The organism is Paenibacillus chondroitinus NBRC 15376, from assembly GCF_004000765.1.
GTDB lineage: Bacteria > Bacillota > Bacilli > Paenibacillales > NBRC-103111 > Paenibacillus_E > Paenibacillus_E chondroitinus.
Genome location: NZ_BILW01000004.1, coordinates 201,556 through 224,002 on the forward strand (window position 1 = coordinate 201,556; position 22,447 = coordinate 224,002).

Sequence of the window (22,447 nt, forward strand, 5' to 3'; positions counted from 1 at the left end):
ACTTGTATACTTTAACAAACATTCATTGTACACCATTTATTCACTTAAATCGATCTTTTCAATCAAACCGGGCAATTCTTTTTCTACAAATTGTTGGTAGTGAGCTTGCTCCAGTGATTGTCTTATTGAATCCTTGACGGAATCGAAAGATTTCACGGATCTGGATTCGACTTTGATCACATGGTAACCAAATTGTGTTTCAACGGGGTCGCCAACAACGCCGACAGGTTGCTCAATCGCAGCTTTCTTGAATTCAGGTACCCAACCGCTAACTTCGGCATCTTCATAAAGACCGCCGGTTTCTTTGGAGCCAGGATCGTCTGTGAGTTCTTTAGCCAGCTTCGCGAAGTCTTCACCATTCTTAAGTTTTTGCTCGACATCCTTAGCAAGCTTAAGCGCTTCTTCTTTCGTACGGGTCACACTCTTGTCCGCATTTGTTAAACCAATCAAAATATGGCGGACGGAAGCAATCGCGTAAAAATCTTTATCTTGTTTGAGGTTGTCGTCATATTTGGCTTTAACTTGTGCATCAGTAACGCTGGACTTGATATAATTTTCTGCTGTTAATCGTCCGACGAGGTAATATTGAAGCTCCGTTTCAGTAACTTTGAAGTTCTTCAATTCTTCCAGAAACTTGGCTTCGCCATTTTGGGATTTCCAAGTTGCCATTTGTGCAGACGCTGTATCTTTCGCCGCTTTTTGATCAGCCTCCGAAGATTTACCGTACAGAATTCTATATTGAATTAATTGGTTCAAAACGCTTTTTTGATACTCAGGGTTATCTTTTGAAGCTGCATGGCCATTATTGAAAATGCCCTGCATCGCAAAGAAAGTATCGAACTCACCTCTTGTCACCGTACCGCCTTGATAGGTAGCAACGATTTTATTCGGGTTGATTCCGATCCAAATGGTTTCATTGGCTTCATCCCATTCGACTTTTTTTCCTAGAGCTTCACTCACGAAGCGAAGAGGGACGTAAGTAGAACCTTCGTAAACAAAACCTTTTCCATCTGCAGGCACTTTTTCGACACCATCAAACATATATTTGATGCTGCGGAACGCCACTTCAATTTGACTGCTAGCCGCAAAAGCAGCTGTACCGCTAATTAACGAACCGATCGTTAAACCTACGATAAGTCCTTTCACCTTGTCTTTCATAATCTGGTTTCCACCTTTCAAATGACTGTCACTTTAGTAATTCACCCAGAATAAAGGTTTTTCCTTTTTTTAATATGAGGGATTGAAGGAATTCTCCACCTGCTTGTTGTATTTGTACTGTATGTGATTAATTATTACATCCATATTTTGAAGAAAAAGGTCGATTATGGGAGGGATAACATGGGGGCAAACGTTGGTACACCCAGCTCAGAAGATTTGTTTCTACTTCATGAAGGATCCCTGTATCACAGCTATCGCATCCTAGGGGCGCATGTTAGCAAAAGGAAAGGTTATGAGGGAGTTCGTTTCGCTGTATGGGCGCCTAATGCCAAACAAGTCAACATATTAGGCGATTTCAACCAGTGGCAATCGGGTAAACACCGTATGGAGAAGTTCAGTACACTCGGTGTTTGGATGCTTTTTGTTCCTGAAGCTAGTGAAGGTGATCATTACAAGTACGAAATCCTAAGCGAGACAGGTCAAACTTTGTTGAAAGCTGACCCATACGCCTTTTATTCGGAAGTGCGTCCAGGCACAGCCTCTCGTGTTGTCGATCTGGAAGGTTACGAATGGCAGGATGAGGCTTGGTTAGAGCAGAAGAAGTTGGCTCCCGCCTATAATAAGCCTTTGTCGATTTATGAAGTGCACCTAGGTACGTGGCGCAAAAAAGACAGACATAGCGAAGAATTATATACCTATGACCAGCTTGCGGATGAGTTAGTCGATTATGCCGTAGAGATGGGTTATACACATATTGAAGTCATGCCGCTTGCCGAGCATCCGTTTGACCGTTCATGGGGCTATCAGGCGACAGGTTATTTCTCTGTTACGAGCAGACATGGTTCACCGAAAGAGTTCATGCATTTCGTCGATCGTTGTCATCAAAAAGGGATTGGTGTCATTATGGACTGGGTTCCTGGGCATTTCTGCAAGGATGCTCATGGCTTAAGGCAGTTTGACGGAAAGCCGCTTTATGAATACCAAGACCCTCGCAAAGCCGAGAAGTTGGAATGGGGGACACTTACATTTGATTTTGGCAGGCCGGAAGTGCAAAGCTTTCTCATTTCAAACGCAATTTTCTGGATGGATATGTACCATATCGATGGTATCCGGGTTGATGCTGTAGCTTCCATGCTGCACTTGAATTTCGGCAGATGGAATGAGAAGCCCCTCAAGAATCAATGGGGCGGGGATGATAATCCCGAAGCTGTCGCATTCTTGCGAAAATTGAATCAAGTGGTGTTCTCTTATTATCCGGATGCGCTTATGATGGCCGAGGATTCTACGGATTGGCCGTTGGTGACAGCACCTGTGCATGATGGCGGGCTTGGATTTAACTATAAATGGAACATGGGCTGGATGAACGATATGCTGCGTTATATGAAGCTGGATCCCGTTCACCGCAAATATCACCATAAATTAATCACGTTCTCCTTCATGTACGCCTTTAGTGAAAATTATGTCTTGCCTTTTTCTCACGATGAGGTTGTTCATGGGAAACGTTCACTCCTGCATAAGATGCCAGGCGATTATTGGCAGAAATTTGCCAATCTGCGCGTTTTATATGGATATATGTCAGGTCATCCTGGCAAAAAGCTGCTGTTCATGGGCAGCGAATTCGGTCAATTCGACGAATGGAAGGACCAGGAGGAAGTGGATTGGTTCCTGCTGGACGGTTATGAGAAGCACGAGCAAATGCACGTTTACGTGAAGGCGCTCAATCAATTTTATTTGGACCAGCCGGCTTTATGGCAAAAGGATCATAGTCCGGACGGCTTCAAATGGATTAATCCGCATGATGAAAGCCAAAGTGTCGTCACTTTCATGCGCAAAGGAAACAAGGCTGAGGATGATCTGATTCTCATCTGTAATTTCACACCGGTGGTACATCCCGATTATCGAATCGGCGTTCCGCGCAATGGCATGTACGAGGTTGTTTTCAACAGCGATGCTCCAGAGTTCGGAGGTTCCGGCCAAGGGAACAAGCTGCCGATCACAAGTGAAAAAAGAAAATATCACGAACTGCCTTATAGCTTGTCTCTGTGTATTCCGCCGCTTGCGGCTGTTTATATAAAATGTGTAAAAGAATTCCAACTAGAGAAAACGAAGTTGAAGGGGGAAATCAGAGATGCGCAGTAAAGAATGTGTTGCCATGCTCCTCGCTGGTGGAGAAGGACGAAGACTAGGCGTACTAACGAATAATTTGGCCAAACCTGCTGTTCATTTTGGCGGGAAGTACCGTATCATTGATTTCACCCTTAGCAATTGCACGAATTCAGGCATAGATACCGTTGGTGTCTTGACGCAATATCAGCCACTTGTGCTCAACACGTATATTGGAATCGGAAGTTCGTGGGATTTGGATCGCAAAAATGGCGGTGTGACTGTGTTGCCTCCGTTCATGGAACAAAAAGGCGGAGACTGGTATAAAGGTACAGCCAATGCCATCTACCGCAACATTGGATTTATTGAGCAGTATGATCCGGAGTATGTCTTGATCATCTCGGGTGATCACATTTACAAAATGGATTACGATAAGATGCTTTCCTACCACAAAGAGAAGAAAGCTGATGCAAGTATCGCCGTTATCGAAGTGAAATGGGAAGAAACCAGCCGTTTCGGAATTATGAGCGTAAATGAGAATCAGGAAATAACTGAATTTGCCGAAAAACCAAAAGAAGCGAACAGCAACTTGGCTTCCATGGGTATTTATATTTTTAACTGGAGCGTTCTGAAATCGTATTTGATTGCTGATGAAGAGAATCCGGATTCCAGTAAGGATTTCGGGAAAGATATTATCCCGATGATGCTCCGAAATGAAGCAAGAATGTATGCCTATCCGTTCGAGGGATACTGGAAAGACGTCGGTACCATTGATAGCTTATGGGAAGCAAATATGGATTTGCTCGATGATAATAACGAGCTGAATCTGAATGATAAAGATTGGCGTGTATACTCCCAAAATCCATACCAACCGGCTCAATATGTGGCGCCTACGGCGAATATTAAGCGTTCACTCGTGAATGAGGGTTGTGCGATTTTCGGAGATGTCGATCATTCTGTCTTGTTCTTTGGTGTACAAGTGGGGGAAGGCAGCCAAATTAAAGACTCTGTTATTATGCCGAATGCAAAAATCGGTAATAATGTAACGATTAACAAAGCGATTATTGGTGAAAACACAATCGTGGAAGATGGCGCTGTTGTAGACGGTCACGGTGAAATTACACTCATAGGCGGCAATGAACGAGTATTAGCGACTGCCAAACAGAAGGGATGATCTCAGATGAAACATGTAATGGGTGTCATTAATTTAGTGAATGAACCGGACGATTTGGAAGAACTGACGTATTTCCGCTGCCCTGCATCGGTACCATTCGGCGGACGTTATCGGTTAATTGATTTTACATTGTCGAACATGGTGAATTCTGGCATTGATAATGTGGCTGTATTCACACAGCACAAGTACCGTTCCTTGATGGATCACCTGGGGTCTGGGAAAGAGTGGGATTTGGACAGAAAGCGCGGCGGACTGTTCGTTCTTCCATCCGTCTTGGACGAGCCGACGGGCATTTCACGTGGGGACCTATACCAATTCTACAGCCATCGGGATTATTTCTATCGTGGTAAAGAAGAGCTGGTTATTATTTCCCGCAGCCATATGGTGTGCAATCTTGATTTGCGCGATGTTATCCGCCATCACGAGGATACGCAAGCGGACATTACTGTCATTTATAAGCAAACGGATGAGGATATTCAAGGGAAATTCCGCCGCTTGGCCGTCAAAGATAATGGACAAGTAACGCTTATGGAGGATCATACGGGCAGACTGCGGACTAATAACATATCCATGGAAATGTATGTTATGAGCAAAGCGCTGCTGCTGGACATGGTAGAATCCTGCCTGGCTCAAGGGTATGATCACCTGGTTCGCGACGGTATCATGAAAAATATTGATAAGCTTAGTGTGTATGGCTATAAATTTGAAGGGCATGTAGGCATCGTGAATTCGATTCAAGGTTACTACAAGCACAGCATGCAGCTATTAAATCCAGTGATCTGGAGAGAATTGTTCTTCCAGAAGAACCTGATCTATACAAAGGTCAAGGATGAACCGCCGGCGAAATACCTGGAATCGGCCGCAGCCAAAAACGCGTTGATCGCAAACGGCTGCACCATTGAGGGTAAGGTAGAAAACAGCATCTTGTTCCGCGGAGTGAAAATCCGTAAGGGAGCTTACGTGAAAAACAGTATTATCCTCCAAAACTGCGAAATCGAGGAAAATGTGATTATTGAGAATGCGATTCTCGATAAGGACGTCTTCATCTCCCGTGGCCGCGTCCTGACAGGCGATAACAAAGCGCCATTCATCGCGGCAAAAACGAAAGTGATCTAATCGGTATCGTTCTTAAGCGCATAACTAGATATAATCCGAAAAGCCTGCCTTCCCATAGGCGGCTTTTCGACTATCAGGAGGAGTGGAAAGATGAAAGTACTCTTTGCAGCTTCAGAGGCAGTTCCTTTTATTAAAACGGGAGGTCTTGCCGATGTGATCGGTTCATTGCCGAAAGAACTTATCCAGCAAGGGCTGGATGTACGGGTTATCTTGCCTAAATATGGCGGGATTCCTGCCAAGTACCGGGAAGCAATGACTACTTCTGTGACGCATGATATCTATGTCGGTTGGAGAAAGCAATATATCGGCATTCAAGTTCTCCAGCAGGATGGGGTTACTTTTTATTTCGTGGACAATGAATTTTATTTCAATCGCTCCGGCGTTTATGGTTATGGCGATGAGGCAGAACGTTTTGCTTTCTTCTGCAAAGGCGTTATCGAAACGCTGCCGCTGCTGGACTTTCAGCCGGATGTTATTCACTGTCACGATTGGCAAGCCAGCATGATTCCCGTGCTGTTGAAGGCTCATTATCAACATCTGCCATTCTATAGCGAGATTAAAACGTTAACGACCGTTCATAACTTGAAATATCAAGGTGTGTTTAGCCAAGCGTTGTTTAAGGAGCTGTTTGGCTTATCCGACGATCATTTTACCGGAACAGCGCTTGAACTGCATGGTGGTGCGAGCTTCCTAAAAGGAGGGCTTCTGTATGCGGACCGTATTACAACGGTGAGCCAGACCTATGCCGAAGAGATTCAAACTCCGTACTTTGGCGAACATTTGGATAGCCTGCTGCGCCACCGCAGGGATCAGCTGACAGGAATCGTGAATGGGATTGATTATGAAGTATTTGATCCCATGAATGATCCGCATCTGGTGTCTACATACCGGGATTCACTGCCTAAAAAGCAGTTGAACAAGACAGCACTCCAGGAGCGGCTAGGATTGGAAGTGAGAGAAGATGTCCCGATGATTGCCCTCGTAACGCGTTTGGTGCAGCAAAAAGGGCTAGATCTTATTCAGCATGTCCTTCCAGAAATTTTGTCGCTAGACATCCAGCTCGTTGTGCTAGGGACAGGCGAATACGACTATGAGGAGATGTTTAAGCAAGCGGCATTGAAGCATCCTGGCAAAGTATCCGCCCAAATTTGCTTTGACGAGGCATTGGCGCATCAAATCTATGCGGCTTCGGATTTATTCCTAATGCCCTCACAATTTGAGCCATGTGGGATTGGTCAGCTGATCGCACTCCGATATCGTTCTGTGCCGATCGTTCGTGAAACCGGTGGACTGAAGGATACGGTTCTGCCATATAATGAGTTTACGGGCGAGGGAACCGGTTTCTCCTTTAGAGATTACAATGCGCACGATATGCTGCATACGATCCGTCGTGCGGTCTTTTTCTACAAGAATGATCGAGACGCCTGGTTAAAAATTCAGATGAACATGAAAAAAGGCGACTTTAGCTGGAAGAAGTCCGCGCAGCAGTATATCGGGCTTTATAAGGAAATGGTCAAATAAAGGGAAAAAGCAGGACTGGAGGCTCATAGCTTCCAGTCTTTTTTACCTACTTCCTCTTCATTTATCATTTACAAATGACGATATGTATGTTGTCAGGTGAAAAATGGTGAGGGAGGCAGTTGTTCAGATGAGCAGGACGACAGATTGTTTAACCGATGCGGATATGTATCTTTGCATGCTATTTCAAACACCTGTTGAGGTGTGGTTTGACGGTGAATTAGAAGACTCTGGAACACTCATAGAAGCATATTCGGATGATGTTATTAAAGTAGGTGGCGTTTACTATTTACGTAAGCTATGCCTAATCAAAAAAATAGCCTAATACAAGATCAGCCTCGTGTTCTGAAGCCAGAATACGAGTTTTTTTTCGAAATTGCCGAAAATAAGGTATAATATTCCTGATCCACTGACAACAACGGTTAGGAGTGGCAACATGGATTGGATATCGCACGCACTTACTGTACTTTTTATTGTTAATATTTTACTTGCTCTTACGGTCGTATTCTTGGAACGCCGGAACGTGGCGGCTACTTGGTCATGGTTAATGGTGCTGCTATTTATTCCGATTCTCGGTTTTCTGCTCTATGTGATGTTAGGGCAAAATTTAAGCCGCAGAAAGCTGTACAAATGGAATCAGCGCATGCAGGAAAGAATGCAAACGGTCATTTCTGAACAGCGGGAGCAGCTGATGAACGGGACGATGACCTATCTGAATCCGATGGTCAGCGAATACCGTGATTTGATTTATTTGAACGTGTCCTCGAATGACGCATTTCTAACTCAGGATAACAGCGTCGATATTTTCACGGATGGGATAAGCAAATTCAGTGATTTGATGTTGAAAATTGAAGCCGCTAAATCGCATATTCATATGCAGTATTACATCGTAAAAAATGATGCGCTGGGGAAACGGATTATTCAAGCGTTAACGAAAAAGGCGGAGCAGGGGGTCATCGTTCGATTTTTGTATGATGATATTGGTTCACGTTCGTTAAAAGATTCTTTCTTTCGTGATTTTCTGAAAGCAGGCGGGCAGAAAGCAGCTTTTTTCCCTTCGCGAATCCCTTATTTGAACTATCGAGTGAACTATCGCAATCACCGGAAGTTAGTCATTATTGATGGCAAAATTGGCTATATGGGAGGGTTCAATGTGGGGAATGAATATCTCGGCATGAATCCTCGTTTCGGATTTTGGCGGGATACACATCTCCGTTTAACCGGAAGTGTGGTTCGAGCACTTCAGTCCCGTTTCATCTTGGACTGGAATTTAGCTTCTTCGACAGCAGTCGAAGTGAATCAGTGTTATTTTCCAGAACGTGAAGAAGGAGGCACTTCGCAGCAGGTACCGATACAGATCGTGGCGAGTGGACCCAACGAAGAATGGCCTCATTTTGTGTACACATTCCTCAAAATGATTCACATGGCCAAAAAACGGATCCTGCTGCAGACGCCGTATTTTATCCCAGAAGAGAGCATGCTGAATGCACTGCGCATAGCAGCCTTGTCCGGCATTGACGTTCGTATCATGATTCCGGAGAAAGCGGATCACTTGTTTGTGCACTGGGCGTCCCTTTATTATGTGGGGGAACTGCTTCGCGCCGGCGTGAAATGTTACCTCTACGATTATGGGTTTTTGCACGCAAAGACGATCATTATCGATGGGAAAATGGCATCGGTTGGGACGGCTAACTTTGATATTCGAAGTCTGCGGCTTAATTTTGAGACGAATGCGCTGATGTATCACGAGGAAACTGCAAAAAAGCTGGAAGCCACATTTTGGAAGGACATGGAAGGCTGTATGGAACTAACATTGGAGGAATATGAGAAGCGCTCTCTTCGCATACGATTCCTGGAGTCCATCTCGAAGCTGATCTCTCCCATTCTATAAAAAAACACGCCTTCTCCCTGGAAAGAGAGGACGTGTTTTTTTGTTCATCCGTGAAATTAGTAGACGACTTCGCCGTTATCGTAGTTAAACTGCCATTGGATGCCGAACTTGTCTTCCAAGCTACCGTAGCATTTGCTCCAGAAAGTTTCCTGGAGTTCCATGCCTACTTTGCCGCCTTCTTTCAGCTTATGGAAAGCGGATTTGATTTCTTCGATATCCTTGCTGACCATGGATAAGGAAATATTATTTCCAGCTACAAAAGGCATACCCGGAAAGACATCGGAGAACATCACCGTGCTGCCGCTAATCGTCAGTCTGGCGTGCATAACCATGGATTTCGCCTCTTCCGGGAGCGGGTAAGCCGGGTCTGACGGCGTATCGCCAAAGGTCATGATTTTCGGTTGTTCAACGCCGAATACTTCTGCATAATACTCCACCGCTTCACGACAATTTCCATTAAAATTCAAGTAGAAATCTAATGCCATTTGTGTCACTCCTCAGATTTGTTTTTTTTCATATTATTCCCATATTGTATCATTTAACTTGTCCATATTCCAATCTAAAGCAGACGAAGGACGCTTCATTTAGCTCTTTTGAAATTGCGTTGGCGTCATGCCCACGATTTTCTTGAAGATACGTGTGAAGTAGCCGGCATCATCGAAACCAATGGATTCGGCAATCCATTTGATCGCTAGATCGCCATTTCGCAGTAACGGTTTTGCTTCTTCAATCCGCTGATTCTGCTGGAAGTCGGTCAAGGTCATTCCTGTTTCTTTCTTGAATTGTCTTGAAATATGGGCGGGATGTGCGTGGCACTCCTGTGAAAGCTCATCTAAGCTTAATGGCTTATTATAATGCAAGGAAATAAATTGAACGACCTTTTGAACGAGAGGGGAATAGCCCTTTACAGCATGCTGGCGCACGAGTCGGCAATATTCGTCGAACATGAGCGTCATTAATTTATGCAGATAATCAATAGTTTCAGTTCTTTCGATTTGCTTTGCAAATTTCTCTGAAATTTGATGCAGGAAAAAGGGCTGAACATTGGCATTTTTGGCAGCGATACGTAGCAAAGTATTTAAAATAATAAGCGCATTTCTTAAAGCTCTTACGGGTTGGTTTGGAAACCTTTCGGAGAAGTCATACAGGTTTTTCATTTTGGAGCGCACTTTCTGCAAAGTTTCATGATCCCCATGCTGGACGGCTTGCATCATTTCCTGCTCAATTTGATAACGCAATTCAATCAGGTCGATAAAGGCCTCATCGCGCTGCTGCAGCATAAGTTCGATTTTGCTTTGACGGGGTGACCGGACAGGCTCCGTTTGGAGTTCCAACTCCCGAATATCCGTTTGCGAAATGCCTTCGATTTGCTCGAACACATTGGCCATGCTATGGACCCTCGCGGCGCTGATTAATTTCATTCCACGGTAAAATCCTTCTAATTCAATTCTCTTTCCTTGATCCAATTTGAACTTCGTGTACAGGTTATTGGCGTCTGGAACCTGCAGTAAGAAAGGCCCTGTGACTATGATTTTAGTGCGTTCCTCTTGTAATCGAAAAGCTTTGGCCAAGTATGTAAATCCCCATATATTCGTGTATTTGCAGCATTGGTCAGGAGAGATTTGAGCTTCCGCGGCAAGGAACGCGATATCTTCCTTCTGCCAGCTGTTTAGAAATTCAGGGATATTATCATGCTCATGATTTAACAAAACAGTTCCGCTGCTGGTCAAGACGATGGTGTTGATGTCCGTTAAGTGAAACAATGTCGTGCTGATTGTTGAGAGATGAAGCTGCTGCTCGCTCATAAAAATCTCCATTTTCCAAATCAAAATGTTAAAATAATCCCTTAAATGCATTTTACGTCCTACTTAGGATGTCGGTTAACTTAGTATAATCTTAATTGTTGAGTTTGCAAATGAGAATAAAAAGGAGCGGGTGTTATGTTATATCCAATCGTATCAGAGTCACGGGGAATCATAGATCTTAGCGGGATTTGGAATTTTAAGTTGGATTTTGGAAAGGGCTTTCAAGAGAAATGGTTCGCTTCAGCGCTTACTGAGACCATCCCGATGTCAGTGCCGTCGTCCTTCAACGATGTAGGCGTTACCGCGGATATTCGAAACCACGTTGGCTGGGTCTGGTATGAGCGGGATTTCACGGTTTTAAATTTGCTAATGTCGGAGCGTATTGTCTTGCGATTTGGTTCGGCTACTCATCGCGCCGTCGTTTATGTGAATGGGGAAGCGGTTATGGAGCATAAGGGGGGATTTACACCGTTCGAAGCGGAAATTAATTCCTTTTTAACTACAGGCCATAATCGGTTGACGGTTGCCGTGAACAATATCGTGGATGAGACAACGCTGCCGGTAGGAATCTACAGTGAGCAGGAAGTTCCTGGTCGTGGCCTTGTTGCTAAAAACAGCCCGAATTTTGACTTTTTCAATTATGCCGGCATCCATCGACCGGTGAAAATTTATACGACACCACACGTGTATGTGAAAGATGTGACTATTTTAACCAACTTTAACCAGCAAAAAGGGCTTGTTCAGTATGAGGTCGAGATAGCGGGAAAAGGACAAGTCAAGGCAACGGTTGTTGATCAGTCGGGCCTTGTCGTGGGAGAAAACAGCGGACTTCAGGGGTTGATCGAGATCGAAGAGGTGAAGCTGTGGGAACCTTTGAAAGCTTATTTGTATACGCTGAAAGTTGAGATTAGCGATAATGGACAGCTTGTAGACGCTTACGAACAGCCATTTGGTGTACGAACCGTTGAAGTTAAAGACGGGAAATTCCTGATTAATGATAAACCTTTTTATTTTAAAGGGTTCGGGAAACATGAGGATTCGGCGATTCATGGAAGAGGATTTAACGAAGCGGCGAATGTTCTCGATTTCCGCTTGATGAAATGGATCGGTGCCAACTCGTTCCGTACAGCTCACTATCCTTATTCAGAGGAGTTAATGAGGCTGGCCGATCTTGAAGGTCTTGTTGTCATTGACGAGACGCCTGCCGTCGGGCTGCACTTGAATTTCATGGCGATGTTCGGAGGTGGGGTGAAGCGGAAAACTTGGGAGGAGCTTCGAACGCAAGAGCATCATCAGGATGTCATTCGGGAACTCATTGCGCGTGACAAAAATCACGCTTGTGTCGTGATATGGTCTATTGCCAACGAGCCGGCTTCAGAAGAAGAAGGAGCGGATGCTTACTTCAAGCCGCTTGTCGAGCTTGCCAAGGAACTTGATCCGCAAAAAAGACCTGTGACCATTGTCACCCACCTGATGTCAACGCCTGAAACGTGCAAAGTAGCGGAGCTTGTTGATGTGCTTGCGCTGAATAGATATTACGGCTGGTACGTGCAAAGCGGCGATATGGAAGCAGCCAAGATCAAGCTGCGCGAGGAACTGGATGGCTGGGGCAAACGCTGTCCGGGCAAACCAATCATCATGACCGAGTATGGGGCGGACACGATTGCCGGCTTGCATGATGTAGACCCAGTGATGTTTACTGAAGAGTTCCAGGTTGAGTACCTGAGAGCCAATCACGAAGTATTTGATGAATTCAGCACCTTTGTTGGCGAGCAGGTTTGGAATTTTGCCGATTTTAACACATCCCAAGGCGTTATTCGGGTTCAAGGAAACAAAAAGGGCATCTTCACACGGGACCGGAAGCCGAAATATGCGGCACATGAGCTGCGCAAAAGATGGCTGGCTATTCCTGACTTCGGGTATAAGAAACCTTAGAAAAAGGATGTGATCTGAGTTACACATGCAGCGGGGGGATACGATGAGTAATTTGGTTATTCACAATGTGTCTGAAACAACGGTTAATATCAAAGCAAGCCGTCCATTTGGGATGCGAGATAAGCTGGGGTACTTGTTCGGCGACTTCGGGAATGATTTCTTTTTTATCCTCGTGAGCTCGTTCCTGATGGTTTACTATACGGATATTTTCAAAATTCATGCGGCGACGATCGGCCTTGTCTTTGTCATTGCTAGACTTTGGGATGCTGTTGCAGATGTCGTGTGGAGGCGTTTCATCGACACGAGAAAAGCGGGGGTTCAAGGCAAATTTCGGCCTTGGATCTTCCGAATGTCTTTTCCGCTCGTCATATCCGGTATTCTGATGTTCGTGAAAATCCCGGGGATGTCCGACGGGTTCTACATGGCCTATGCCTTTGTCACTTATCTGATTTGGGGAACGCTGTACAGCACGGTTAATATTCCATATGGGTCCATGGCGTCTTTGATTACAAGCGATTCGGTGGAGCGCACGACATTATCGACATTCAGAACGATGGGGGCTATGCTCGCGAGCCTAATTATCAATGTGATCGGGCCGTTGATCCTGTTTGTTAACAATAAAGCAGATTCCAATAGGTTCATGCTGGCCGCAATTATTTTTGGCATTTTGTCGATTGCCTGCTACATGGCTTGTTACAAACTATCAACGGAACGGATTACAATACCGGAAACGCAGAAGAATAAGGTCCATCTAGGTACAACTTTAAAAGGTATGTTAAAAAATAGACCGCTGATCTCTATTTTGATCGCATCGCTCACGTTTATGATGCTTTCGATGCTGGTTGGTGCAGTGAATGTGTATTTGTTTAAAAATTATTTTGGAAGCGCTTCGATGTTGAGTATGGCTGGATTAATTCAGACAGCTGCAGTATTTATCGCGATTCCTTTCGTGAAATCATTGGTACAGAAGTTTGGCAAAAAGGAAATAGCCGCAGCAGGTATGCTGCTTTCCTCCGTTGTCTACCTTACGCTCTATTTTCTGCCGCATTTGACAGCTTGGCAATTCGTCCTTATTTCCGCTGTTGGCATGTTCGGCTTTGCGTTTTTCAACCTAGTCGTATGGGCTTTTGTCACCGATGTTATTGACTATCAGGAGTATGTGACCGGCGTGCGGGAGGACGGTACGGTGTATTCCGTGTATTCCTTTGCCCGCAAGGTCGGGCAAGCGCTTGCAGGCGGGATCGGCGGCGTGGCTATCGGTTCAGTTGGCTATGATGCGGCTCGATCCGTTCAGACCAAAGAAGCGTTAGATGGCATATATACGTTAGCCACGTTAGTCCCCGGCATCGTCTATCTGGTCATTTTTCTGATCATTATGTTCTTATACCCGCTGAATAAACGGCGGACGAGTCAGTTGGCGAGTCATTTGAACGAAAAGAGACTTGAGGGCGCTTGAGAGTAACGATGCTGGAAGTGATGAACCTGATCTGTTTGCAGATCAGGTTTTTTGGTTTGCCAGGTCTTGCCGCCGACTCGCCGGGCTGTGTGCGGCGGCGAATAGAGGACCCTGAGGGTGCTATTTGTACCCTCAGGGCTGTTGTAGAGCTCTTGGGGAACTCCAGGGCTTTATTTCTAAGAATTTGGCGGAGTATCCGCCCGATCCATCGAAATAAGGTCCCCCAGTTCCCCTTCGGCGCAAAAAGGGCCTATTTCGCAGAAATAGTGCCCTGTAGTTCTCCACAGCCGAGTCATAGCCTCGGCTCGGCTTTGCCGCCGACTTGCCGGGCTGCTCGCGGCGGCACATCTCTTAGAAGTTGTCGACTTGTAAAATGGCCAAGGGTCAACTGTATTGACTTATCTGGAACATCAAGATAGAATCGGGCTTGTTCTTTAGGATTGGCTCAATGGAACGACAGAGGAAAGGTCGGCCAAGGTCTGGAAATACACGGACAAGAAGTGGTCCAGGTAATCGGAAAAACTGCCGCTGCACCGCATCCTTGATCTTGCCATTCATGAAACAAGAAGCATGCTGTATTTCGTTGAAGAGGAATACCGGTTATTGACCATGTAGGTCTGCAAGGAGATGCGATGATCGTTGCTGTTTGCGCGTAGCGAAGATGATGAGCTAAGCAATTTTCGGAAGGACGTTCGAGGACAGCAGGAAACCAAAGCGAACGAAGGTTTGGAGCGACTTTTATCAGCCGTTTGCGTGCAACCCTGCAAGATTGTGCACGAAAAGTCGGATGCTGTCTTTGTATAATTGCTAATGTATAGATAAGCGAGGGAGGTGAGCTTGAAGATGCTTGAAAACATGAATGGGGCTTTAGCTTATATCGAACAAAATTTGACGGAAGAGATTGATTTCAAAGAAGCAGCCAGATTAGCGATGTGTTCGGAGTTTCATTTTAAAAGAATGTTTTCGTTCCTGGCCGGAGTCTCTCTGTCGGAATATATCCGTCGCAGAAGGCTTACGCTTGCTGCATTTGAGCTGAACCATAGCGCAATCAAGATTATTGATTTGGCGGTCAAATACGGCTATAATTCGCCGGATTCTTTCACCAGAGCTTTTCAAACCATGCATGGGATAACGCCGACAGAGGCAAGGGAGACGGGACAAACGTTAAAAGCTTACCCAAGACTGACCTTCCAGCTCACCATCAAAGGAGGAGATGTCATGAACTACCGAATTGAGGAGAAAGAAGCATTCCGTATCGTGGGACTCAAGAAAAGGGTACCCATTATTTTTGAGGGAGTAAATCCAGAGATCGCCGCGATGTGGGGAAGCTTAAACGCAGAGCTCATTCAAGAGCTTAAATCGCTTTCGAATGTGACGCCAAGCGGGCTCATTAGCGGGTCAGCCAACTTTTCAGAAGGAAGGATGGAAGAGGAAGGGGAGCTCGATCATTATATAGGAGCGGCTACCACGAAAGAGTGCCCGGATCATCTGACTGCACTTGAAGTTCCCGCCTCCTCATGGGCCGTATTTGAGGCTGTGGGTCCTTTCCCGGAAACGCTGCAACAAGTATGGGGCCGCATCTATGCCGAGTGGTTTCCATCGTCGAGTTATGAACAAGTGGATGGTCCTGAGATCTTATGGAATGAAAGCAAAGAGGTAACATCCCCTAACTTTCGAAGTGAAATCTGGATTCCTGTTTCGAAAAAATAAGTGAAACTTCATAAACAATCATGTTGAGATGGTACTTCCGAGGCATCCTCTCTTTTTTTTGCAACAATTTATTATTTTTTATGTGAACTTTCACTTATTTCGACAAACATTTCAAATGGAACGTGATAGATTATTCGTGTATTTAATCGGTGGAAAGGGTGAGCGCTTTCAATAATGTCAGCAAACTAATCTCTATTCGCACGATCTTGCTGTCCGTTTTTCTACTGCTCATGATTCTTCCACTAGTCGTTATCACGTATATTACCTATAAAAAGGAAAATGAATTGTTTCAAAAGCAGGTTAGTCAATATCTGCTGCAGACCGTTGGACAAACGCAGCGTGCTTTGGATGCCAATCTTTCCGAGATTGATCGGCTCACTTGGACTTTGTTGTATGAACAGTCGCTTGATTTTTTAAACGGCCCCTTAGACTCCTCCTATCCACTGTTCGAAGCCAATCAGAAATTTAAAAATATGGTTTATTCCAACCTGTTTCGTGGCAGGCTTGAACATATTCGTGCTATCTATTTTATAACGGCCGGACATGAGGTTCTTTCGACAGAAAATTTATTTTACACGTATGAGCAAGTTGATCGCGTTAATATTCAGTTTGTTATGGATCAGATCGAGCGGCAGCCCTTAAAGATGAACTGGTTCAGCGATAAAAGGTCGATTTACCGTCTAAAAGACGGTTTCGAAACACCGGTTCGCGCATCCGTTACGGCTGCTCGACGTCTCATTGACAGTAACACGGCTAAGCTTAGGGGTTATTTATTTGTGCAATTTAACGATCGTTTTATAAGCGAGCATTTGAGGAACGTTCAAATTGGTTCAACGGGTTCGCTGTTAGTCACGGATGCTTCCGGCGATGTGATCTATCAGCAGGACCCTCAGCTGTCTCAAAATAATAAAATAAGCCAAGCCATACAAGATTTGCCTTCTCAAGGCCAAGGGCTGCAGATTGTTGATGGCAAATGGCTGCTCGCCTTCGATACCTCCCAAATTAGCGGATGGAAGATGACGGCGGTCGTCCCCATCAATGAATTAATCGGCCCCAATCAAAAAATATTGCGGTATTTGTTAATGATGTCGGCCATTGGTGCGCTTGTCGCGGTAATTGTCTCGTTTCTTTTGGCTACGGCTATTTCGAAGCCAGTTATTAATCTTGCCAGGTTAATGGCATTTGCGGCGAAAGATAATCTTCATGTACGGGATACGCAAGGCGCTATTCAAGAGATCAGCATCTTGCAATTCAGCTTTAATCGGTTGATGGACCGCATTCAAAGGCTGATTCATGAAAATGAAAAGCAGCAGAAGGAAAAACGCGAGGCGCTTCTTCAAGCGCTGCAAATGCAGATCCATCCTCATTTTTTATATAATACGCTGGATATGATTTATTGGATGGCCAAGAAACATAAAGCGGAATCCATCAGCAAGCTGGTAACGGCTTTGGGGAGGTTCTTTCGGTTCACCCTTAATGCCGGTCAGGAATGGACAACACTGGGGAAAGAACTCGAGCATGTGGAGAACTATTTGCAAATTCAATCCTTCCGATATAGAGACAAGCTGTACTATGAAATTGAGCTGGAACCCGAAGTTGCTTATGTCAATGTGATGCCGCTTATTTTGCAGCCGTTAATTGAAAACGCTTTAGAACATGGGATATCCAAGAGTCAGGATGGCGGAAAAGTGATGATCAAAGCGTTTCGAAGCGAAGATAACGTGCTGATCGTCATTTCGAATACGGGGAGGCAGGTTGATCTGGAACATGTCCGTCTTTTGCTGCAAAATGCAAATTCAAACAACCATGTTGGACTGAGAAATGTGCAGCAGAGAATTCAGACGGCCTTCGGGACAGAGTATGGCATTGAGGTAGCGGCAGGTGAAGATCAAGGCGCGTTGGTAACGGTTACAATCCCTTATCGATTGGCTGCGTTGCAAGAGGATCAAGAGGGGGCATAACATTTGAAAATGCTGCATTTCAATCGATTGATGTTGGTTTCGTTCGTTTTGCTTCTCGTCTGGGCATTAAGCAGCTTGCTCTTATTGGATCGGGTGACCGTGGATTCTCCTAAAGCCTTAGCGAGCCCCAAAAAGATAAAAGTGTTGATTCGTACCGGTACGGAATCGACGGCGATGCGTCAAATCTCCCAGACGTTTGAAGCGGATACGGGGATCCAGGTGGAGTATATTGAATTGGGAAGAGATGTCTATTTCACTTCTGTCGGCACGCAGCTGCTGGCTGGAACAGAGTCGTTCGATATTGTCTCGATTCCGAATACATCCATCGCGCAATTTGCGGCTGTTCATGCCATTCTCCCGTTAGATTCGTTTATGAATGATAAAAATTTGACGGATATCCAGTCGTTTGATGTGAGTGATTTTTTGGCCACTTACAAATATCAAGATACGACTTATGCATTGCCTACAGATATTAGCACGCATTTTTTGTATTATCGAAGCGACTTAATTCCTCATCCACCGGAAACCTGGGACGAATTATTCGAGTTAGCCCAAACGTATACCAGAAGTAAAAACGCCACTTCACCTACGAGATGGGGGCTTGCCATGCCCGCTGTTGTGCCGGAAGAAAGATCCAAGATCTTCGCATCCCTGTTGTGGTCGTATGGAGGCGACGTGCTGAATGAGGAAGACGGGAACGTCTTGCTGGATCGGGAGGAATCGGTTCATGCCGGCAAATATTTGGAGAAACTGGTTCAGGAGAAAGTGGTCCCGCAGGATTTGTTAAGCTGGGATTTCACCAGAACCCGTGATGCTTTAATCGCAGGCGAGATCGCTATGGCCGCACCATACTGGAATTCAGCGTATCCAATGATCAAGCAAAACAGCGACCCCAATAAAGATGCTATCAAAATCGCGCTAATTCCAGGCACCAAAGATCAATTTGGCCATATTAAACGTGTCCCTTTTCAGCATGGTTGGACGCTTGCCATTAATGCAAGTTCCAGAAACGCTGTGGACGCCTGGAAATTTCTTGAATATGCAACCGGGAAACGCGGTGGAATGATTTATGCGCAGCAGGGGGGGATACCGGCAAGACGCTCCATTCTAGGTGACCCGTCTTTTGAAGAGACGAGACCGGATTTTGCCTTAATTTTGAAAAGTATGGATATGGCCAAAATTGAACCTTCAATTAGTTATTACCCGGCGATGGTGGAAATTGAAGAAAGGGCATTGGCCAAAATCATTACATCTTTTGCGAAGCCGGAAATATCTTTTAAAGATGCAGCGAATGAATTACGCCAGCTCTCAATGAAAATGAGCGGAAATTTGAAATAGGACGGAGGATGACTCGATGACTACGACGACCGGTTGCCGTGCCGTCATTATTGATGACGAAACCTGGATTCGGGAAGGCTTAAGCGAACATATCAATTGGGAAGTGCTCGGCATCGAACTGGTTCAAGTCTTTCAAGACGGGCTTGAAGCTATCCGCTATATGGAGGAGCATCCCGTCGACATTCTGCTGTCGGATATTCGCATGCCCAATATGACGGGGCTTGAATTAGTTGCCAGACTGCGCGAAATGGAAAAAGAAAGTCGCTTGCTGTCGAGCACCAAGGTGATTTTCCTGAGCGGGTATGGTGATTTTAAATATGCCCAAGAAGCGCTTCGCTTAGGAGCTGTAGATTATCTGCTGAAACCTTCGGATGTGGAAGAGATCGAGGTGGCTTTGCAGAAAGCAAAGATGCTGTGCGCCAACGAGGATGCAGCGCCTGATAAACAGGAGCAGAAGGTCGCTGAGGAGCCCAGCTCCTACTTGATTAAGAAAGCGCTTCAAATGATGAGCGCCAGGTTCACAGAGGATCTGCATCTGAATCAGATTGCGGACGAATTGTTTGTGACCTCGAACTATTTAAGCAGGTTGTTCCGCCAAGAAACGGGCAAATCGTTCAGCGATTATTTATCGATGCTGCGCATTGAAAAAGCCTGTGAGCTTCTTGGCAGCAGCAACCTGAAGATTTATCAGATTGGAGAGTCTGTCGGTTACCCCAATCCCCGTTATTTCAGCGAATGGTTTCAAAAGCAAAAGGGCATGTCGCCCGGGGATTATAGGTCAAAGCATGCGTAACTAACAGGGATTGCGTTTTGTGCAAAATAACGGAATAAAAGATAGATTTACCTCATTAAAAGAATTTCCCCAATTGAGTAAGATAATTTTGTAAAGCGGTTTCATACAAAAGCGATCTGAAAGGGGAAGTACTGTGAAACGTAAATTATCTTTGATTCTTTCGACTGTAACATTAACGGGTTCGCTTCTTACGGCATGCGGCACCACCACCAACGAGGCGACGAACAGTCCGGCTCCAACTCCGGCTGCGGCGGCAAACACACCTGCCGCATCGGCAGCGCCAGCTACGCTGGCTCCGGCTGCTGGCAAGAAACAAGTGGAAATCTTCAGCTGGTGGACGGGTGCCGGTGAAGAAGCAGGCCTTCAAGGACTTATTAAACTGTTCAAAAATAAATATCCGGACATTGAAGTCATTAATGCGGCTGTTGCCGGCGGTGCCGGAACCAATGCCAAAGCTGTTCTCGCCAGCCGCATGCAAGGCGGAGACCCGCCTTCAGCCTTTCAAGTTCATGGAGGAGCAGAACTGAATACAGGCTGGGTGGCAGCTGGTAAAGTCAGCCCATTGAACGACCTGTACGACAAGGAAGGTTGGAAGGATAAGTTTCCGAAAGACTTGATTGAAATGGTTAGCAAGGACGGCAATATCTACTCGGTACCGGTTAATATTCACCGGGGGAACGTCATTTTCTATAATAAGAAAATTTTTGACCAGAATGGTTTGAAAGCGCCTACGACTTTCGATGAATTCGTTAAGGTAGCGGATGCATTGAAAGCGAAAGGTATTACACCTTTGGCACTGGGTGATAAAGAACCATGGACAGCGACCATGTTGTTCGAAAATATCTTGCTCGGAGAATTTGGCGCTGACGATTACAAAAAATTATGGACCGGTGAAATTCCGTTCGACGATGCAAAAGTGAAAAAATCACTCGAAACTTTTAAAAAGATGCTTTCTTATACAAATAAAGATCATGCTGCACGTAACTGGCAGGATGCCGCCCAGCTGGTGGCCAAAGGTGAAGCTGCAATGAACAACATGGGAGATTGGGCAAAAGGATATTTCACAACGGATTTGAAACTGAAAGTAAATGAGGATTTTGGTTGGGTAGCTTCCCCGAATACGGACGGCACCTTCATGGTCGTAACGGATACGTTTGCTTTGCCGAAGGATTCCAAAGACCAAGCGACAGCTAAAGAGTTCCTGAAGGTTCTTGGCTCCGTAGAAGGTCAGGACGTGTTTAACCCGTTGAAGGGGTCCATTCCGGCAAGGGTGGATGCGGACGTTTCCAAATACGATATCTATGGCAAAACGACAATCGAAGATTTTAAAAAGAGCAAGTTGACGCCAAGTATGGCGCACGGCTCCGCAGCGCCTGAAGGCTTTACGACACAAGCGAACCAAGCGATTAATATCTTTGTAACGCAAGGTGATGTAGAGCAAGCGGCAAAAGCGCTTAAACAAGCACAAACTGCCAATGGCATGAAGAAATAGGTTTGAAAAATCGTCAGGGCCAGATGTTGGATTTAGGCATCTGGCCCTGTTTTTCTGGAGTGTGAATCGATGAACGCTTTTCGTTGGAAGTCGGAGAAGCTGGTGCCTATCGCCATGCTGATGCCGTCTTTAGTGGCAATCGCCATATTCGTGTATGGTTTTATAGCCTGGACCGGCTACGTATCGCTATCAGAGTGGAATACACTTGTTAAAAACCTGACCTTCGCAGGATTCAGCAATTATGCTTTTTTATTTAATGATTTCCGGTTTCAAGCGGATTTAAGAAATACGGTGGTGTTTACGGCTTTATTCATCGCCGGCGGGATGTTTGTTGGCTTATTTCTGGCGGTGATGGTCGATCGGAAGATCCGGGGGGAAGCATTTTTTCGAAACATATTCGTATTTCCGATGGCGCTTTCTTTTGTTGTAACCGGGGTTGTGTGGCAATGGATTTTGAATCCAACGACTGGTGTTAACTTATTGCTGAAGTCGCTTGGGGTTACGAATGTACCCAGCTGGTTTGTAAGCACGCAAATTATTCCCAAAATTCCAGTAGGCCAGATTGATGCAGGCCTTCCAGTCGCCATTATTGCCGTTGCGATTGCGGCCATCTGGCAAATGTCGGGATTCGCCATGGCGATGTATTTGGCCGGATTAAGGAACATTTCCGAAGAACTCCGGGAAGCGGCACGTGTGGACGGCGCAACGGAATGGCAGGTGCTTCGAAAGGTGATTTTACCGCAGCTGAAGCCCATCACGATGAGCTTGATCATTATTTTGGCGCATATCTCCCTAAAGATTTTTGACTTGGTTTATGCCATGACAGGACCTGGTGCGATGTTTGTTACGGATGTGCCGGGCGTGTACATGTTTGAAACGACATTTCGCGGAAATCACTATGCCCAAGGCGCAGGAATCGCGATGATTATGCTGCTCTTGGTTTCATTGCTCATCATTCCTTACTTAATTTCCAACTTGCGCAAAGGAGAGGAATAAT

The 22,447-nt window shown here is 45.4% G+C and carries 18 protein-coding genes and 1 pseudogene; 16 read left to right on the forward strand and 3 right to left on the reverse strand.

What is annotated here, in order from left to right:
* Positions 1 to 36: 36 nt before the first annotated feature.
* Entirely contained in the window at positions 37 to 1,158 is a 1,122-nt protein-coding gene (locus PCH02S_RS07355; RefSeq protein WP_127451531.1) for a peptidylprolyl isomerase, read from the reverse strand.
* A 180-nt stretch (positions 1,159 to 1,338) separates the two neighbouring features.
* Between PCH02S_RS07355 and glgB the strand changes: the two genes are divergently transcribed.
* The 6 genes from glgB to cls all read left to right on the forward strand — a co-directional run bounded on the left by glgB (position 1,339) and on the right by cls (position 8,960).
* Entirely contained in the window at positions 1,339 to 3,297 is a 1,959-nt protein-coding gene (gene glgB, locus PCH02S_RS07360) for a 1,4-alpha-glucan branching protein GlgB (RefSeq protein WP_127451533.1), read from the forward strand.
* Entirely contained in the window at positions 3,287 to 4,435 is a 1,149-nt protein-coding gene (locus PCH02S_RS07365; RefSeq protein WP_127451535.1) for a glucose-1-phosphate adenylyltransferase, read from the forward strand. The genes glgB and PCH02S_RS07365 overlap by 11 nt, the downstream gene beginning before the upstream one ends.
* A 6-nt stretch (positions 4,436 to 4,441) precedes the next feature.
* A complete protein-coding gene (gene glgD, locus PCH02S_RS07370) occupies positions 4,442 to 5,551 on the forward strand; it encodes a glucose-1-phosphate adenylyltransferase subunit GlgD (protein ID WP_127451537.1) in 1,110 nt (369 codons plus the stop codon).
* Between the two features lie 90 nt (positions 5,552 to 5,641).
* Positions 5,642 to 7,072: a glycogen synthase GlgA gene (glgA, locus tag PCH02S_RS07375; protein ID WP_127451539.1), complete on the forward strand. Its 1,431-nt coding sequence runs from the start codon at positions 5,642 to 5,644 to the stop codon at positions 7,070 to 7,072.
* Between the two features lie 127 nt (positions 7,073 to 7,199).
* Complete coding sequence (locus tag PCH02S_RS07380; protein WP_127451541.1) at positions 7,200 to 7,394, forward strand: hypothetical protein; 195 nt, start codon at positions 7,200 to 7,202, stop codon at positions 7,392 to 7,394.
* A 111-nt stretch (positions 7,395 to 7,505) separates the two neighbouring features.
* Positions 7,506 to 8,960: a cardiolipin synthase gene (cls, locus tag PCH02S_RS07385; RefSeq protein ID WP_127451543.1), complete on the forward strand. Its 1,455-nt coding sequence runs from the start codon at positions 7,506 to 7,508 to the stop codon at positions 8,958 to 8,960.
* Positions 8,961 to 9,016: 56 nt separating this feature from the next.
* Here cls and PCH02S_RS07390 read toward each other — a convergent pair whose 3' ends face one another.
* Together PCH02S_RS07390 and PCH02S_RS07395 are read right to left on the reverse strand one after the other, a co-directional pair.
* Complete coding sequence (locus PCH02S_RS07390) at positions 9,017 to 9,445, reverse strand: VOC family protein (protein ID WP_127451545.1); 429 nt, start codon at positions 9,443 to 9,445, stop codon at positions 9,017 to 9,019.
* 99 nt (positions 9,446 to 9,544) lie between these two features.
* Complete coding sequence (locus PCH02S_RS07395) at positions 9,545 to 10,765, reverse strand: AraC family transcriptional regulator (RefSeq protein ID WP_164819466.1); 1,221 nt, start codon at positions 10,763 to 10,765, stop codon at positions 9,545 to 9,547.
* Positions 10,766 to 10,900: 135 nt separating this feature from the next.
* Here PCH02S_RS07395 and uidA point away from each other — a divergent pair, with 135 nt between their 5' ends.
* The 10 genes and pseudogenes from uidA to PCH02S_RS07440 all read left to right on the forward strand — a co-directional run bounded on the left by uidA (position 10,901) and on the right by PCH02S_RS07440 (position 22,446).
* A complete protein-coding gene (uidA, locus tag PCH02S_RS07400; RefSeq protein ID WP_127451548.1) occupies positions 10,901 to 12,700 on the forward strand; it encodes a beta-glucuronidase in 1,800 nt (599 codons plus the stop codon).
* Positions 12,701 to 12,743: 43 nt separating this feature from the next.
* Positions 12,744 to 14,156 (forward strand): MFS transporter, encoded by a 1,413-nt coding sequence (locus PCH02S_RS07405; RefSeq protein WP_127451550.1) that lies wholly within the window; start codon positions 12,744 to 12,746, stop codon positions 14,154 to 14,156.
* Between the two features lie 422 nt (positions 14,157 to 14,578).
* A pseudogene (locus tag PCH02S_RS36825) lies at positions 14,579 to 14,806 on the forward strand (DUF6530 family protein); the annotation flags it as partial.
* Complete coding sequence (locus PCH02S_RS35615) at positions 14,796 to 14,960, forward strand: hypothetical protein (RefSeq protein WP_164819467.1); 165 nt, start codon at positions 14,796 to 14,798, stop codon at positions 14,958 to 14,960. The pseudogene PCH02S_RS36825 and the gene PCH02S_RS35615, both read left to right, overlap by 11 nt.
* 39 nt (positions 14,961 to 14,999) lie before the next feature.
* Positions 15,000 to 15,866, forward strand: coding sequence for an AraC family transcriptional regulator (locus tag PCH02S_RS07415; protein WP_407670036.1), 867 nt, complete (start codon positions 15,000 to 15,002; stop codon positions 15,864 to 15,866).
* 158 nt (positions 15,867 to 16,024) lie between these two features.
* Entirely contained in the window at positions 16,025 to 17,827 is a 1,803-nt protein-coding gene (locus tag PCH02S_RS07420) for a sensor histidine kinase (protein WP_127451554.1), read from the forward strand.
* 9 nt (positions 17,828 to 17,836) lie between these two features.
* A complete protein-coding gene (locus PCH02S_RS07425; protein ID WP_246068992.1) occupies positions 17,837 to 19,165 on the forward strand; it encodes an ABC transporter substrate-binding protein in 1,329 nt (442 codons plus the stop codon).
* A 16-nt stretch (positions 19,166 to 19,181) separates the two neighbouring features.
* On the forward strand, positions 19,182 to 19,958 hold the full coding sequence (locus PCH02S_RS07430) for a response regulator transcription factor (protein ID WP_127451558.1): 777 nt from the start codon (positions 19,182 to 19,184) through the stop codon (positions 19,956 to 19,958).
* 133 nt (positions 19,959 to 20,091) lie between these two features.
* Positions 20,092 to 21,450, forward strand: coding sequence for an ABC transporter substrate-binding protein (locus tag PCH02S_RS07435; RefSeq protein ID WP_127451560.1), 1,359 nt, complete (start codon positions 20,092 to 20,094; stop codon positions 21,448 to 21,450).
* Between the two features lie 69 nt (positions 21,451 to 21,519).
* Entirely contained in the window at positions 21,520 to 22,446 is a 927-nt protein-coding gene (locus PCH02S_RS07440; RefSeq protein ID WP_127451562.1) for a carbohydrate ABC transporter permease, read from the forward strand.
* The last annotated feature ends 1 nt before the right edge of the window (position 22,447 follow it).

Bases quoted from the DNA above. Each gene is read 5' to 3' on its own strand.
- PCH02S_RS07355 (WP_127451531.1), bottom strand. From the start codon at position 1,158: ATGAAAGACAAGGTGAAAGGACTTATCGTAGGTTTAACGATCGGTTCG.
- glgB (WP_127451533.1), top strand. From the start codon at position 1,339: ATGGGGGCAAACGTTGGTACACCCAGCTCAGAAGATTTGTTTCTACTT.
- PCH02S_RS07365 (WP_127451535.1), top strand. From the start codon at position 3,287: ATGCGCAGTAAAGAATGTGTTGCCATGCTCCTCGCTGGTGGAGAAGGA.
- glgD (WP_127451537.1), top strand. From the start codon at position 4,442: ATGAAACATGTAATGGGTGTCATTAATTTAGTGAATGAACCGGACGAT.
- glgA (WP_127451539.1), top strand. From the start codon at position 5,642: ATGAAAGTACTCTTTGCAGCTTCAGAGGCAGTTCCTTTTATTAAAACG.
- PCH02S_RS07380 (WP_127451541.1), top strand. From the start codon at position 7,200: ATGAGCAGGACGACAGATTGTTTAACCGATGCGGATATGTATCTTTGC.
- cls (WP_127451543.1), top strand. From the start codon at position 7,506: ATGGATTGGATATCGCACGCACTTACTGTACTTTTTATTGTTAATATT.
- PCH02S_RS07390 (WP_127451545.1), bottom strand. From the start codon at position 9,445: ATGGCATTAGATTTCTACTTGAATTTTAATGGAAATTGTCGTGAAGCG.
- PCH02S_RS07395 (WP_164819466.1), bottom strand. From the start codon at position 10,765: ATGAGCGAGCAGCAGCTTCATCTCTCAACAATCAGCACGACATTGTTT.
- uidA (WP_127451548.1), top strand. From the start codon at position 10,901: ATGTTATATCCAATCGTATCAGAGTCACGGGGAATCATAGATCTTAGC.
- PCH02S_RS07405 (WP_127451550.1), top strand. From the start codon at position 12,744: ATGAGTAATTTGGTTATTCACAATGTGTCTGAAACAACGGTTAATATC.
- PCH02S_RS07415 (WP_407670036.1), top strand. From the start codon at position 15,000: ATGCTTGAAAACATGAATGGGGCTTTAGCTTATATCGAACAAAATTTG.
- PCH02S_RS07425 (WP_246068992.1), top strand. From the start codon at position 17,837: ATGCTGCATTTCAATCGATTGATGTTGGTTTCGTTCGTTTTGCTTCTC.
- PCH02S_RS07430 (WP_127451558.1), top strand. From the start codon at position 19,182: ATGACTACGACGACCGGTTGCCGTGCCGTCATTATTGATGACGAAACC.
- PCH02S_RS07440 (WP_127451562.1), top strand. From the start codon at position 21,520: ATGAACGCTTTTCGTTGGAAGTCGGAGAAGCTGGTGCCTATCGCCATG.